This is a genomic window from Cereibacter sediminicola, assembly GCF_007668225.1.
Taxonomy (GTDB): domain Bacteria; phylum Pseudomonadota; class Alphaproteobacteria; order Rhodobacterales; family Rhodobacteraceae; genus Cereibacter_A; species Cereibacter_A azotoformans.
Genome location: NZ_VDEK01000006.1, coordinates 28,797 through 42,732, shown reverse-complemented (window position 1 = coordinate 42,732; position 13,936 = coordinate 28,797). Strand labels below are relative to the sequence as shown.

At 68.3% G+C, this 13,936-nt stretch carries 11 protein-coding genes; 4 read left to right on the top strand and 7 right to left on the bottom strand.

The annotated features are described in order from the left end of the window. Positions 1-17 precede the first annotated feature (17 nt). The 4 genes from recJ to FG154_RS06230 all read right to left on the bottom strand — a co-directional run bounded on the left by recJ (position 18) and on the right by FG154_RS06230 (position 4,414). Entirely contained in the window at positions 18-1,769 is a 1,752-nt protein-coding gene (gene recJ, locus FG154_RS06245; protein ID WP_145105478.1) for a single-stranded-DNA-specific exonuclease RecJ, read from the bottom strand. After that, positions 1,766-2,731, bottom strand: coding sequence for a class II fructose-bisphosphatase (glpX, locus tag FG154_RS06240; RefSeq protein WP_145105475.1), 966 nt, complete (start codon positions 2,729-2,731; stop codon positions 1,766-1,768). Before glpX ends, recJ begins: the two co-directional genes overlap by 4 nt. Before the next feature lie 61 nt (positions 2,732-2,792). Then, entirely contained in the window at positions 2,793-4,079 is a 1,287-nt protein-coding gene (locus tag FG154_RS06235; protein WP_145105472.1) for a homoserine dehydrogenase, read from the bottom strand. 89 nt (positions 4,080-4,168) lie between these two features. Beyond that, entirely contained in the window at positions 4,169-4,414 is a 246-nt protein-coding gene (locus FG154_RS06230; RefSeq protein WP_145105469.1) for a hypothetical protein, read from the bottom strand. Positions 4,415-4,532: 118 nt separating this feature from the next. Between FG154_RS06230 and FG154_RS06225 the strand changes: the two genes are divergently transcribed. Beyond that, positions 4,533-5,138 carry a TetR/AcrR family transcriptional regulator gene (locus FG154_RS06225; protein WP_145105466.1) on the top strand — a complete coding sequence of 202 codons (606 nt, stop codon included), beginning with the start codon at positions 4,533-4,535 and terminating at the stop codon, positions 5,136-5,138. On the opposite strand, the gene FG154_RS06220 is transcribed toward FG154_RS06225, so the two are convergent. The 3 genes from FG154_RS06220 to FG154_RS06210 are packed head-to-tail and all read right to left on the bottom strand — an operon-like array spanning position 5,119 to position 7,924. Continuing rightward, positions 5,119-5,694: a TadE/TadG family type IV pilus assembly protein gene (locus FG154_RS06220; RefSeq protein WP_145105463.1), complete on the bottom strand. Its 576-nt coding sequence runs from the start codon at positions 5,692-5,694 to the stop codon at positions 5,119-5,121. The genes FG154_RS06225 and FG154_RS06220 overlap by 20 nt on opposite strands. Beyond that, positions 5,691-6,236, bottom strand: a complete 546-nt coding sequence (locus FG154_RS06215) for a TadE/TadG family type IV pilus assembly protein (RefSeq protein ID WP_145105460.1) — start codon at positions 6,234-6,236, stop codon at positions 5,691-5,693. The genes FG154_RS06220 and FG154_RS06215 overlap by 4 nt, the downstream gene beginning before the upstream one ends. Further along, entirely contained in the window at positions 6,233-7,924 is a 1,692-nt protein-coding gene (locus FG154_RS06210) for a vWA domain-containing protein (protein WP_186312299.1), read from the bottom strand. The genes FG154_RS06215 and FG154_RS06210 overlap by 4 nt, the downstream gene beginning before the upstream one ends. Before the next feature lie 320 nt (positions 7,925-8,244). On the opposite strand from FG154_RS06210, the gene FG154_RS06205 reads away from it, so the two are divergent. From FG154_RS06205 to rpoD, 3 genes are all read left to right on the top strand, one after another. Further along, positions 8,245-9,672, top strand: coding sequence for a Glu/Leu/Phe/Val family dehydrogenase (locus FG154_RS06205; RefSeq protein WP_145105454.1), 1,428 nt, complete (start codon positions 8,245-8,247; stop codon positions 9,670-9,672). A 146-nt stretch (positions 9,673-9,818) separates the two neighbouring features. Further along, positions 9,819-11,783 (top strand): DNA primase, encoded by a 1,965-nt coding sequence (gene dnaG / locus FG154_RS06200; protein WP_145105451.1) that lies wholly within the window; start codon positions 9,819-9,821, stop codon positions 11,781-11,783. A 141-nt stretch (positions 11,784-11,924) separates the two neighbouring features. Beyond that, positions 11,925-13,928: an RNA polymerase sigma factor RpoD gene (gene rpoD / locus FG154_RS06195; RefSeq protein WP_145105448.1), complete on the top strand. Its 2,004-nt coding sequence runs from the start codon at positions 11,925-11,927 to the stop codon at positions 13,926-13,928. Positions 13,929-13,936 lie beyond the last annotated feature (8 nt).

Here is a 13,936-nt window from a genome sequence, read left to right as displayed (position 1 = left end):
TTCACGCTTCGTGAAAATCATGCGCGTGCGGCATCTTCGAGCCGCATCTGCACCCGCGCGCTGCCCCCCCAGGTGTCGATCTCGAGCCGGCCCGCGAGGTGGAACAAGCCTGCGCCGCCGCTCTCCAGAAGCGGACCGAGCGGGCCGTCGAAACAGCCGAAGGCCACCGCCTCCAGCCGGCCCTCGGCGCCGCCGATGGTCAGGCGCAGGTGCTTCTCGCCCATGCGGCGGGTCACGACGCGCTGGCTGGCCAGGGCGAAGCGCGGGGCGGCGGCGCCCGCGCCGTAGGGGCCCGCGGATTCGATCTGCTCGACAAAGGCGGCCGTGGCGGCCGACGGCATCAGCACCCCGTCGAGCCGCAGATCGGCCGGCCCCGCCGAGGCCGCACCCTGCCGCGCCAGAAGCTCCGAGAGCCGCTCCATCGCCGCGCCAAGACGCCCTTCCTCGACCGTGAGGCCCGCGGCCATCCGGTGCCCGCCGCCCTTGAGCAAGAGCCCCTCGTGCGCCACGCGATGCACCGCGGCGCCCAGATCCACCCCCGAGATGGAGCGGCCCGAGCCCTTGCCGATCCCGTTCTCGAGGCCGATCACGATGGCCGGACGGTTGGTCGCCTCCTTCAGGCGGGCGGCGACGATCCCCACCACGCCCGGATGCCAGCCCTCGCCCGCGGCCCAGACCAGCGCGCCGGAGGTGCCGCGCGCCTCGGCCTGCGCCAGCGCCTCTTCACGCACGCGGGCCTCGATCTCGCGCCGCTCCGTATTCAACTGGTCGAGCCGCTCGGCCAGCGCCGCAGCCTCGCGCAGGTCGTCGGTCGCAAGAAGCCGCGCGCCGAGGTCGGCCTGCCCGATGCGGCCGCCGGCGTTGACGCGCGGTCCGAGCAGGAAGCCCAGGGCGTAGCAGTTCGGGGCGCTGTTCATGCGCGAGACATCGGCCAGCGCCACGAGGCCCGGCCGCTCGCGCCGCGCCATGACTTTCAGGCCCTGCCGCACGAGGGCGCGGTTGACGCCTGTCAACGGCGCCACGTCGGCCACGGTGGCCAGCGCCACGAGGTCGAGCATCGCCATCAGGTCGGGCCCCTGGACCCCCTCGGCGCGCAGGCGGCGGTTGGCCTCGACCAGCAGGAGAAAGACCACGGAGGCGGCGCAGAGATGGCCGAGCGAGCCGTCCTCGTCCTGCCGGTTCGGGTTCACGACGGCAAGCGCGGGGGGCAGGGTCTCGGCCCCCAGATGGTGGTCGAGCACCACCACATCCGCCCCCGTCGCCGCCGCGATCGGCTCGTGCGAGAGGGTGCCGCAATCGACGCAGAGGATCAGGTCATGGGCCGCGGCCAGCGCCTGCATGGCGGGCACGTTCGGGCCATAGCCCTCGTCGATCCGGTCGGGAATGTAGAGCGTGGCCGCCCGCCCCATCGCCCTCAGCCAGACGATCAGCAGGGCTGCGGACGAGCCGCCGTCCACGTCGTAATCGGCGAAGATCGCGATCTTCTCGCGCCGCGCCACGGCCTGCAGGAGCCGCGCGGCCGCGGGCGCCATGTCCTTCAGCGTGAGGGGATCGGGCAGCAGGTCGCGCAGTGCGGGCGCAAGGAAGCTCTCGGCCTCCGTGGTGGGAACGCCCCGCCGCACCAGAGTGCGGCAGAGCGCGAGCGGCAGGCGCGTGGTCTGCGCCATCGCCTCGGCCAGCCGATCCTCCTCGGGGGAGGGGCCGACCCAGCGGCGCCCGGTCGCGGAGGCCTCGACCCCCAGAAACGCACGCGCCGCCGGACCCGTCATTTCACCGGGTTGCGGTAGCTCATCCGCCGGACCGAGCCGGTCTTGGACCGCATCAGGATCGTTTCGGTGGTCACCCAGCCCGGCTCGCGCTTGATGCCGGCGAGGATCGAGCCGTTGGTCACGCCGGTCGCGGCGAAGATCACGTCGGCCGTCACCAGCTCGTCGCGGGTGTAGATCCGGTCGAGATCCTGGATGCCGGCGCGGCGGGCGCGGGCGCGCTCGTCGTCGTTGCGGAACAGGAGCTGGCCATACATCTGGCCTCCCATGCATTTCAGCGCCGCGGCCGCCAGCACGCCCTCGGGCGCCCCGCCCGAGCCCATGTACATGTCGATGCCGGTCAGGTGGGCCTCGGCGCAGTGGATCACGCCGGCCACGTCGCCGTCGGTGATCAGCCGGATCGCGGCCCCGGTCGAGCGGACCTCGGCGATCAGTTCCTCGTGGCGCGGACGCTCGAGGATGCAGACGGTCACATCCTCGGCCGTGCCGTTCTTGGCACGGGCCAGCGCATGGACGCGCTCGGACGGGCTCATCTTCAGCGTCACCGTGTCGGGCGCGTAGCCCGGCCCGATGGCGAGCTTTTCCATGTAGACGTCGGGCGCGTGCAGCAGCGTGCCGCGCGGGGCCATGGCGATCACGGTCAGCGCGTTCGGCATGTCCTTGGCGGTGAGCGTCGTGCCTTCCAGCGGGTCGAGGGCGATATCGACGGCCGGGCCATGGCCGGTGCCCACTTCCTCGCCGATGAAGAGCATCGGCGCCTCGTCGCGTTCGCCCTCGCCGATGACGACGACGCCGGCGATGTCGAGCAGGTTGAGCTGGTCGCGCATCGCGTTGACCGCGGCCTGGTCGGCGGCCTTCTCGTCGCCGCGCCCGATCAGGCGGGCCGAGGCGAGGGCAGCGGCCTCGGACACGCGGGCAAGGCCCAGCGAAAGCATTCGGTCATGAAATTGTGCGGCGTCTGCCATGGTCACTTTCCTCGAGGGTGCAAGTTCTCCGACCCCTCCCTATCGGAACGGGAGGGGGGGATCAAACCTCTTCGATGCGGATGGCCACAGGCTCGCCGACGAGGACGCCGGTGGCGCCAAACTGGCTTATCGCATGGGAAATGTCGTCGCGCGTGGCCTTGTGCGTGACGATCAGCACCGGGGCGTGGCCGCCTTCGTGCCCATACTGGCGCATCCGGTCGATCGAGATGCCGGCGTCGCCGAGGGCGGTCGCGATCTTGGCCAGCGCGCCGGGCTTGTCGAGAAGCGTCATGCGCAGATACCAGGGCGCTGGCGCCGCGACCTTGGCGGGCACCGCCTCGACGAGGCTGGTGGCGGGGCGGCCGAAGGTCGGCAGGCGCAGGCCGCGGGCGAGGTCGATCACGTCGCCCATCACGGCGCTGGCCGTCGGGCCTTCGCCCGCGCCGGGCCCGCGCAGGACGATCTGGCCGACCGAGTCGCCTTCCAGCACCACCATGTTGGTGCCGCCCTGAAGCTGGCCCAGCGGGCTGTCGGCCGGCACGAGGCAGGGAGTCATCCGCTGCTCGAGCCCGCGGCCCGAGACCTGCGCCACGCCCAGAAGCTTGATGCGGAAGCCGAGATCGCCCGCATGGCGGATGTCGTCGATCGAGATCTGGCCGATCCCTTCAAGCTGCACCGCGTCAAAGCTGACGCGGGTGCCGAAGGCGATCGAGGCCAGCAGCGAGAGCTTGTGGCCCGCGTCGATCCCGCCCACGTCGAGGTTCGGGTCGGCCTCGAGATAGCCGAGCTGGCGGGCCTCCTCGAAGACATGCTCGTAGGGCAGGCCCGCGGTCTCCATCCGGGTCAGGATGTAGTTGCAGGTGCCGTTCATCACGCCCATCACGCGGCGCATCTGGTTGCCGGCGAGACCCTCGGTCAGCGCCTTGATGACCGGGATGCCGCCCGCGACGGCGGCCTCGAACCGGATGGCGAGGCCCGCGGCCTCGGCCATCTCGGCCAGGGCCTGCCCGTGATGGGCGAGGAGCGCCTTGTTGGCCGTCACCACATCCTTGCCTGCGGCGAGCGCGGCTTCGGTCGAGGCGCGGGCCGCGCCCTCCGATCCGCCCATGACCTCGACGAAGACATCGACATCCTCGCGCTGCGCAAGCGCCACGGCGTCCGTCTCCCAGGCGTAGCCGGACAGGTCCGCGTCGCGGTTCTTCGCACGGTCGCGGGCGCAGACGGCGGTGATGGTGACGGGGCGTCCCGCGCGCGCCGCGATCAGGTCCGCGTGGCGCTGGATGATCTTGACCACCCCGATGCCGACGGTGCCGAGACCGGCAATACCAAGACGCAGGGGGGCAGCCATGAAACCTCCGAAAACTGTGGACCGGCGTCGCGCGCCGGGCTGGGATGCGCAGGTCTGTTAGCCTTTCGCGGCCGGAAGAGCAACGCGGCTCAGGGCGCTGCGGGCGCATCCTGAAGCGCGGCCGCACGGGCGCGCAGCGCCGCCGCGCGCGCCTCGAGCGCGGCTTCGGTCTCGGGAGAGACGGTCGGGGTGCCGGCCTGCGCAAGCAGCTCGTCGAGCGGCAGGAGGGGAGGCGGCGGCGCATCCTCGCGCCCGGTGCGGGCCGCATCGACCTCTGGAAACTGCTCGCAGCCTGCGAGAGCGGTCATCACGGCAAGGATCAGGGCAGGGCGCATCGGTCGCTCCATCGGGCGGTCGGAGATTAGCCCCCGTCCCGCGGCGGCGACAAGCCCCCGTCCCGCGCCGCAAACGCGGGTCCTTGAACTGAACCACCGTTCAGATAATCCTGCGGTCATGGCACGCAAGGCAGGATCCCACGCCGAAACGACGGGCCCGCGCGTGCGCGCGGCGGCCCAGACCCTGATAGCGCGCCACGGCTATGCCGCCGTTTCCATGCGGCAGATCGCGGCCGAGGTGGGGGTGCAGGCCGGGGCCCTCTACCTCTACACGCCCGACAAGCAGACGCTGCTCTTCGACCTCATGCGGCTGCACATGGAGGAACTGCTGGCCGCCTATGAGGCGCTTCCCGCGCCCCCGGATCCGCGCGAGGCGCTGGCCCGGTTCGCCCGGTTCCACATCGGCTATCACATCGACCGGCCCGAGGCGGTGTTCATCGCCTACATGGAGTTGCGAAACCTGAGCCCCGAGAACTTCGCCGAGATCGAGCGGCTCCGGCGGCGCTATGAGCGGCATCTCGAGGCGATCCTCGAACGGGGCGCCGCCGAGCGGGCCTTTGACCTGCCCGATGTGAGGCTCGCCTCGCTCGCGCTGATCGCCATGCTGACGGGTGTGACGAACTGGTACCGTGAAGGCGGGCGTCTGGGCCGGGAGGAGGTGCAGGCGATCTACGCCGACATGGCGCTGAAGGCGGTGGCGGCCGTCACAGACAGCTCTTCGTGAGGTTGGTCTTGCCCGGACGCGGACGGGTGGCGATGAACTGGTGAAAGGTCCGCGGTTCGAGCGGGGTCGAGACCGGCAGCGAACTGAGATCCATCGCGGGCACGAAATCGACCCAGGTCTCGACGATCACCGACCATTCGCCATCATCCAGCGAGGGGATGCGCCCCTTGATCCCGGTGTCGGCATTGAGGAGGGCCGTGGTCCAGACCGACTTCGCGTTGCCCGGAGAGCAGGACCACTGGACGTTGAACCGCGTGTCCCTGTCGCTCCAGACGACGGCGGTGATCCGCATCTTCGCCCCTTCGCGGTCGCCGATCATGTATTCGAGAACGTCCTGCATCCCCGGAAAATCCGCAGGATCCAGCGTGTCGAAGCGCGAGATCATGTCGGCGATCGTGTAGCTGGCCTTCTGCGTGGTGTTGAGCACGCGGTAGGCATCCCAGTAGGTAAAAAGCGCGAGATAGGCCCACAGCATGATCGGCAGGACAAGCACCAGCTCGACCACCGCGGTGCCGCTGTCGTCGCGGCGAAAGGGGCGGAACAGACGGTCCATCATGTGCCCGGAGTGTTCTGTTGCGGTTCGTTCACGAAGGCCGAGGCGGCGATCAGCGCATAGCCGCCCTTGTCGCGCTGGAGCGACAGACCGATGCCTGTCGTCGGGAAGATCGGGTCCATGATGAGGCAGACGCGGACCAGCATGATCTCCTTGTCGGAGCCGAGCACGAAGGGGGGCGGGTCGAGGCTCTCGTCGCGGTCGCTGCACTGGGTTGCGGTGGCGGGCATGGCCCAGCTGTCCGAGCTGACCGGCTGAAGCTCGACCATGATCCGGCTTTCGCAATCGCCGAGGATCACGCCCTTGTCGCAGATCTCCTTCTTCAGGATCTGCGCGTTCGGCTCGGAGAAGTTGCCCAGCCGCAGATCGCGCATCGTCATGTCGGTCGCCCGCTGCAGCATGATGAGGCGCATCATCAGCAGGCCGCTTTCGGCCGATGCCATGAAGATCGAGAAGATGATCGGCAGCGCGATCACGAATTCGACGCCGGCCGAGCCGCTTTCGTTCGAGGCCCTGCGCCGAAGCCATGTGACGAGGCGTTTCATTGGCTGAGCCTCAGGTAGCTGATCTGGCTGGCGATGGCCCGGAAGGCGGTCTGGATCTCGAGGCCGGACGCATCGAAATAGTGGCTGCTCCTGGAGGTCGAGCAGTTCTGGATCTGCGTCTTGCCATTCGCCGGCGCCTCGAACGCGATCCCGAAGATGGTGACATTGTTGGACTTGGCGAGGTTGCAGAGCGCCTGCAACTGCGCGTCCATCGTGCTGATGGGCGTCAGGGTGCGGAACGCATTCATCTGTGCCGTATAGGCGGCCAGCCGGTCGCTGGATTTGAAGCCGGGGCGCCGGGAATAAAGCTGCCAGGCGATGTAGGAGGTCCTGTAGCTGGCCCAGACCTGCTGCCAGGTCAGTTGCGTGGGTGATTTGCCCTTTGCCGCGGTGTTGGTCGTCGTGTTGTCGTAGGGCCAGTAGAATTTTCCATTGCTCAGCTTGAGCGAAAGATATTCGCCGTCGCTGCTGCGGTAGATCGGGGACTCGCCGACGCGGTAGCCGTCATTGACCCGCTCTTCCTCGAAATGCTCGCCATCGGTCATCACGATCATGACCTTCATCACCTCTTCGTCGGTGTAGTCGAAGGGGCGGCCATGGAAATAGGACTGGATCTCGCCCGAGCCGACGAATTCCGCAAACAAGGGTCGGGCCGAGGGGTCCAGAAGCGACAAGCCTACCTTCATGCCCGCATTGATCGAGGTGGCGCCGTTGCCTTCCAACCCGTCGATGCTGGCCTGCAGGCTCGATATGCTGCCCGACGGAAGGCGGACCACGTTGGCAGCCGTAGGCAGGCACCAGCGGTTGCCGGCGGTGGGGAGCGCCTCGGATGTCTTCGGCCCCGAATAGGTATCGGGCGGAGTGCCACCTGTCCGCGCGTTGCTGAACGCCGCCGAAAAGGTATCGGCATTCGCCGTCATCGGCATCTTCAGCGTCCGGGAAAGCCCGGTGCTGGCATAGACCGACGCTGGCATGTCCACGCAATCCATGTAGGTCACGCCGTTGTTGTCGTAGGTGTTGAACTTCTGCCGCAGGGATTTGCCGAGGTTCACCTGACCGTTGTAGGGCACGATGGCGATCGAGATCCGGTGGTTCAGATCCTTTGCCAACATCGTGTCCACGAATTCCTTGGCCGCGGCCTTGAGGTTCTTCAGCTTGTCCGTGGGTCTGCTGTAGGCGTCGCGGACCATCGAGCCGGACACGTCGAGCACCATGACGATCTCGACATTCGTCACCTTCTGCTCGGCCTTGGTGGCAGCGGGCGCGGTGAGGCCGTCGATGCCCAGCATGTGCGCGAACAGGGGTTTGGTCGGCTGCTGGGCCGTGACCACCACCTCGCGGTAGTTCAGCCCCTCGTCGTGGTCAATGAGGGTGACGTACTCCGCCTTGCCCGCCTTGAGCATGCAGTCCTCGACCACCTCCTCGGGGTCGCGGGTCTGCGCCAGCGCCGCCGCCGTCAGGGCGCAGCGGTCCACGGCCTGCTGAAGATCGGTGCGCTTGGCCTCGAAGGACATGACATCGACCGCAAAGCCGCCAAGCATCAGCATGAGGATGAACAGCATGAGGCCGAAGACGAGGATCGAACCCTCCTCGGACCGGGCGAAACGGGCGGCGCATCCGTGCGCTCGGCCCGGTGCGCCAGCGGCTGCGTGGGACTCCCTCGGGACGGAAATGTTGAACTGGGCCATGAAACGCGATCCTCGAAACGCGCTCCGCCGCCCGCGGCGCGGCGGTATCCGAAAGCGGAGGAGCATGCTCATCTAACGGATGGGGTGGGGCAGAATTGTGGCGCTTTGCAAGGGGCTTGGCGGATTGGACCGGCTTCCGGAAACGGTGCCGCGGCTGGCCTGCGGATTGTTCCGCGTTCCGCGCGCCCGCGCGCCTGACGAAGCCGCCGGCGTCGGGCTGGCGAATCGCTTTGGCTGCCGAAGCAGGTGACGACCGGGCCGGGGCGGACTAGCTTGCACCCCGGGCGCAAGCCGCGCCCGATGCGAGGAGGAGGCATACCATGCATGTCGCAGAACCCGGTTTCCGCGAATCCGTCGATCTGATGTTCAATCGCGCGGTGGCGCTCATGGATCTGTCCCCTGGCCTCGAGGAGAAGATCCGGGTCTGCAACTCGACCTACACCGTGCGCTTCGGGGTGCGGCTGCGGGGCAAGATCTTCACCTTCACCGGATACCGCTCGGTCCATTCCGAGCATATGGAGCCAGTGAAGGGCGGGATCCGCTACTCGCTCTCGGTGAGCCAGGACGAGGTGGAGGCGCTGGCCGCGCTGATGACCTACAAGTGCGCGCTGGTCGAGACGCCCTTCGGCGGCTCGAAGGGCGGGCTCTGCATCGACCCGCGCGAATGGGACGAGCATGAACTCGAGCAGATCACCCGCCGCTTCGCCTACGAACTGGCCAAGCGCGACCTGATCCATCCTGCGCAGAACGTGCCGGCGCCCGACATGGGAACGGGCGAGCGCGAGATGGCCTGGATCGCCGACCAGTATGCGCGGATGAACACGACCGACATCAACGCGCGCGCCTGCGTGACCGGCAAGCCGATCAATGCGGGCGGCATCCATGGCCGGGTCGAGGCGACGGGCCGGGGCGTGCAGTTCGCGCTTCGCGAGTTCTTCCGTCACGCCGACGACAAGGCGCGCGCCGGCCTTTCGGGCGATCTCGAGGGCAAGCGGGTGATCGTGCAGGGGCTTGGCAACGTGGGCTACCATGCCGCCAGGTTCCTCTCGGAAGAGGACGGGGCGAAGATCGTGGCCGTGATCGAGCGCGACGGGGCGCTGCTGAACCCGGCGGGCATCCCGATCGAGGACCTCCGGCACTGGATGATCAAGACCGGCTCGATCCGGGGCTTTGCGCACGCCGACTTCACCGAGGCGGGCAGCGCGGTGCTGGAGGAGGAGTGCGACATCCTCATGCCCGCGGCCATGGAGGGCGTGATCACCCGCGACAACGCCGCCCGGATCAAGGCGCCGCTGATCATCGAGGCCGCCAACGGGCCCGTCACCTTCGGCGCGGACGAGATCCTGCGGCAGAAGGGGACGGTCATCATCCCCGACCTCTATGCCAACGCCGGCGGCGTGACGGTCTCCTACTTCGAGTGGGTGAAGAACCTCAGCCATATCCGCTTCGGTCGGATGCAGCGCCGCGCCGAGGAGGCGCGGAGCCGGGCGCTTGTCGAGGAGCTGGAGCGGCTCTCGGCCGATCAGGGCCTGGGCTGGCAGCTGGCGCCGGACTTCAAGGAGAAGTTCATGCAGGGCTCGGACGAGCTGGCGCTGGTGCGCTCGGGGCTCGATGATGCGATGCGCATCGCCTACCAGTCGATGCGCGAGGTCTGGCACGGGGGCGACGGGGTCGAGGATCTGCGAGTGGCGGCCTATATCGTGGCGATCCGGCGGGTGGCGGCGACCTATCGGTCGAAGGGGCTGTAGGGGAAGGGTGGGGGCGCTGCCCCCACACCCCCGGGATATTTGAGCGAGAATGAAGGGGCCGGACGCGGTGCCGGTGGGAGGCGGCGCCCGGGTGGTGCTGTCGGTGGCTGCTGGACTCGGAGGCCGGGCGGCACGATAACCGGAGCATGAGCCTGCCACCCGGATTCCTCGACGAACTGCGCAACCGCGTCCCGCTCTCGCAGGTGGTCGGGCGCAAGGTGACGTGGGATCTGCGCAAGTCGAACCAGGGCAAGGGCGACTTCTGGGCGCCGTGCCCGTTCCATCAGGAGAAGTCGGCGAGCTTTCACGTCGATGACCGCAAGGGCTTTTACTACTGCTTCGGCTGCCATGCGAAGGGCGACGCCATCGGCTTCGTGAAGGAGACCGAGAACGTGGGCTTCATGGAGGCGGTCGAGATCCTCGCGCGGGAGGCGGGGATGGCGATGCCGGCCCGCGATCCGCGGTCGGCGGAGAAGGCGGACCTGCGCGCCCTGCTGGCGGAGGCGATGGAGGAGGCGGTGAAGTTCTACCGTCTCCAGTTGCGCACCGGGGCGGCCTCGGCGGCCCGCGACTATCTGGTGCGGCGGCGCCTGTCGCCCGAGGGGCAGGAGCGGTTCGGGATCGGTTTCGCGCCCGACGGGCGGCAGGCCCTGTTCCAGGCCCTGACCGGCAAGGGGATTGCGGCGGATCTGCTGGTCGAGGCGGGGCTGTGTGCCCGGCCCGAGGACGGGGGCGCGCCCTATGACCGCTTTCGCAACCGCATCATCTTTCCGATCCGGGATGCGCGGGGGCGGGCGATCAGCCTCGGCGGGCGGGCGATGGATCCGGCGGCGCGGGCGAAATATCTCAACGGGCCCGAGACGCCGCTCTTTGACAAGGGGCGCAACCTCTACAACATCGGGCCGGCGCGCGAGGCGGCGGGCAAGGGCCAGCCGCTCGTGGTGGCCGAGGGCTACATGGATGTCATCGCCCTCTCGGAGGCGGGCTTCGGGGCCACCGTGGCGCCGCTCGGGACGGCGGTCACCGAGGATCAACTGCGCCTGATGTGGCGCATCCATTCCGAGCCGGTGATCGCGCTCGACGGGGATGCGGCGGGCCTGCGGGCGGCGCTGCGGGTGGTGGATCTGGCGCTGCCGCTGCTGGAGGCGGGGCAGGGGCTGCGCTTTGCCGTGCTGCCGCCGGGGCTCGATCCCGACGATCTCATCCGCTCGGAGGGGGCCGCGTCCATGGCGCGCGTGATCGAGGGCGCGCGGCCGATGGTGAGCCTGCTGTGGCGGCGCGAGACCGAGGGGCAGATCTTCGACAGCCCCGAGCGGCGGGCCGCGCTCGACAAGCGGCTGCGGGCGGCGGTGCAGCGGATCGCGGACCCGACGATCCGGCGGCACTACGGCGACGAGCTGAACCGGCTGCGGATGGATCTCTTCGGCAGCGCCACGCCGCGGCGGGCCTTTCACCGGGGCGGCCGCCGCGAGGCCGGGGCGGGGATGCAGGTCTCGGTCGCGCGCAACTCGCTGCTGGCGCGGGCGGCCAGCGAGGCGGCGGAGGAGCAGTTGCAGGAGGCCGTGCTGCTGGCCGCGCTGGTGACGCATCCGGGGCTGGTCGCGCGGTTCGAGGCCGGGATCGAGGCGGTGGACTTTCTGGGCGACGGGCACCGGCAGGTGTGGCGGGCCCTGATGCGCCATGCGCTGCCGGGAGTGGAGCCGCGCGACCTGCGCGCGCGGATCGCGGCGGAGGCGGGAGAGGGGCTTGAAAAGCTCCTGTCGGAGAGCCACCTGCGCATAGCGCCCGGCGCGCGGGAGGGCGACGAGGACGATCTGGCCGAGCAGTGCGTGCGCGAGGCGCTGGCCAAGAAGGCCGCCCGCATCGCCGCCCGGCGCGAGATCCAGGAGGCGCTCGAGGACATCAACGGCCTGCCGGACGAAAGCCTCACATGGCGGATCGACCAGATCAACCGCGCGAGATTCGATGCGGCACGTGGTCCTGCTCAGGCCGGGCCGGAGGTCATCATCGCGCCCAACGGGGTCGAACTGAACAGGGACGAAGTGGAATACATGAAGAAGTCATTCGACCAGATCGATTTTTCCCGCGGCGGCCGCACGAGGCACCGATAGGGCCCCGTTGCGGCGCGGCCGTAAAAACTGCGGCCCGTGCGCTTCCCCCACCTGTGATTCGAGCTATTGATTCGCTATATCGTCCCGACGATTCGACTTTCGCTTCGGCAAGACCACCCTCCGCCCTTCTGAGGAGCATCCATGGCAGTCAAAGACACTGACGACGGCAAACCCGAGGATCAGGACGCCGAAACCTCGCTGGACATGAGCCAGGCCGCCGTCAAACGGATGATCGCGGAGGCGCGTGAGCGGGGTTATATCACCTACGACCAGCTCAACACCGTCCTGCCGCAGGATCAGGTCTCGTCCGAGCAGATCGAGGACGTGATGGCCATGCTCTCGGAGATGGGCATCAACGTCATCGAGAACGAGGAGGCCGAGGAGGGTGAGCCGGCGGGCGAGCTGGTCGAGCAGGGCTCGGGCTCGCGCGAGATCGCCGTGGCCGGCACGCAGGGCGAGACGCTCGACCGCACCGACGATCCGGTGCGGATGTATCTGCGCGAGATGGGCTCGGTCGAGCTGCTGTCGCGCGAGGGCGAGATCGCCATCGCGAAGCGCATCGAGGCCGGCCGCAACACGATGATCGCGGGGCTTTGTGAAAGCCCGCTGACCTTCCAGGCGATCACCATCTGGCGCGACGAGCTTCTGTCCGAGGACATCCTGCTGCGCGACGTGATCGACCTCGAGGCGACCTTCGGCCGCTCGCTCGACGGGGATGACGATCTGGACGGGCCCGAGATCGAGGAGGTCGAGGTGGCCGCCGCGGCCCCGTCCCCCGCACCGCGCCGCACGAACGCGTCCGAGCCCGAACTCGACGCCGACGGCAATCCGATCAGCCGCGCCGAGGAGGAGGACGAGGACGACGAGGCTTCGGCCATGTCGCTCGCCGCGATGGAAGCGGCGCTGAAGCCGCGCGTGCTGGAAACGCTCGAGCTGATCGCGCGCGATTATGCGACGCTCGCCGAGATGCAGAACAAGCGGATGTCGGCCACGCTGAACGACAGTATCCGCTTCACGCCCGAGGACGAGGCCGCCTACCAGAAGCTGCGGTCCGAAATCGTGCTGCTGGTGAACGAGCTTCACCTGCACAACAACCGGATCGAGGCGCTGATCGACCAGCTTTACGGGATCAACCGCAAGATCATGTCGATCAACTCGGCCATGGTGAAGCTGGCCGACGCCGCCCGCATCAACCGCCGCGAGTTCATCGAGGAATATCAGGGCTACGAGCTGGACCCGACCTGGGCCGAGCGCATGGCGCAGAAGTCGGGGCGCGGCTGGCAGACCCTGATGGAGAAGAGCCGCGACAAGGTCGAGGATCTGCGGGGCGACATGGCCCAGGTCGGCCAGTATATCGGCGTGGACATCAGCGAGTTCCGACGCATCGTGAACCAGGTCCAGAAGGGCGAGAAGGAAGCCCGGCAGGCCAAGAAGGAGATGGTCGAGGCGAACCTGCGCCTCGTGATCTCGATCGCCAAGAAATACACCAACCGCGGGCTGCAGTTCCTGGATCTCATTCAGGAAGGCAACATCGGCCTGATGAAGGCGGTGGACAAGTTCGAGTATCGCCGCGGCTACAAGTTCAGCACCTACGCGACCTGGTGGATCCGGCAGGCGATCACCCGCTCGATCGCCGATCAGGCGCGGACGATCCGTATCCCGGTCCACATGATCGAGACGATCAACAAGCTGGTCCGCACGGGCCGGCAGATGCTGCACGAGATCGGCCGCGAGCCCACGCCCGAGGAACTGGCCGAAAAGTTGCAGATGCCGCTCGAGAAGGTCCGCAAGGTGATGAAGATCGCCAAGGAGCCGATCTCGCTCGAGACGCCGATCGGCGACGAGGAAGACAGCCAGCTTGGCGATTTCATCGAGGACAAGAACGCCATCCTGCCGCTCGACAGCGCCATTCAGGAGAACCTGAAGGAGACGACGACGCGGGTTCTGGCCTCGCTCACCCCGCGGGAAGAGCGGGTTCTGCGGATGCGCTTCGGCATCGGCATGAACACCGACCATACGCTCGAAGAGGTGGGCCAGCAGTTCTCGGTCACCCGCGAGCGTATCCGCCAGATCGAAGCCAAGGCGCTGCGCAAGCTGAAGCATCCCAGCCGCAGCCGCAAGCTGCGGAGCTTCCTCGACCAATAAGGAGCGGT

Coding starts and splice junctions, on each gene's coding strand:
- recJ (WP_145105478.1), bottom strand. CDS start 1,769: ATGACGGGTCCGGCGGCGCGTGCGTTTCTGGGGGTCGAGGCCTCCGCG.
- glpX (WP_145105475.1), bottom strand. CDS start 2,731: ATGGCAGACGCCGCACAATTTCATGACCGAATGCTTTCGCTGGGCCTT.
- FG154_RS06235 (WP_145105472.1), bottom strand. CDS start 4,079: ATGGCTGCCCCCCTGCGTCTTGGTATTGCCGGTCTCGGCACCGTCGGC.
- FG154_RS06230 (WP_145105469.1), bottom strand. CDS start 4,414: ATGCGCCCTGCCCTGATCCTTGCCGTGATGACCGCTCTCGCAGGCTGC.
- FG154_RS06225 (WP_145105466.1), top strand. CDS start 4,533: ATGGCACGCAAGGCAGGATCCCACGCCGAAACGACGGGCCCGCGCGTG.
- FG154_RS06220 (WP_145105463.1), bottom strand. CDS start 5,694: ATGATGGACCGTCTGTTCCGCCCCTTTCGCCGCGACGACAGCGGCACC.
- FG154_RS06215 (WP_145105460.1), bottom strand. CDS start 6,236: ATGAAACGCCTCGTCACATGGCTTCGGCGCAGGGCCTCGAACGAAAGC.
- FG154_RS06210 (WP_186312299.1), bottom strand. CDS start 7,924: ATGGCCCAGTTCAACATTTCCGTCCCGAGGGAGTCCCACGCAGCCGCT.
- FG154_RS06205 (WP_145105454.1), top strand. CDS start 8,245: ATGCATGTCGCAGAACCCGGTTTCCGCGAATCCGTCGATCTGATGTTC.
- dnaG (WP_145105451.1), top strand. CDS start 9,819: ATGAGCCTGCCACCCGGATTCCTCGACGAACTGCGCAACCGCGTCCCG.
- rpoD (WP_145105448.1), top strand. CDS start 11,925: ATGGCAGTCAAAGACACTGACGACGGCAAACCCGAGGATCAGGACGCC.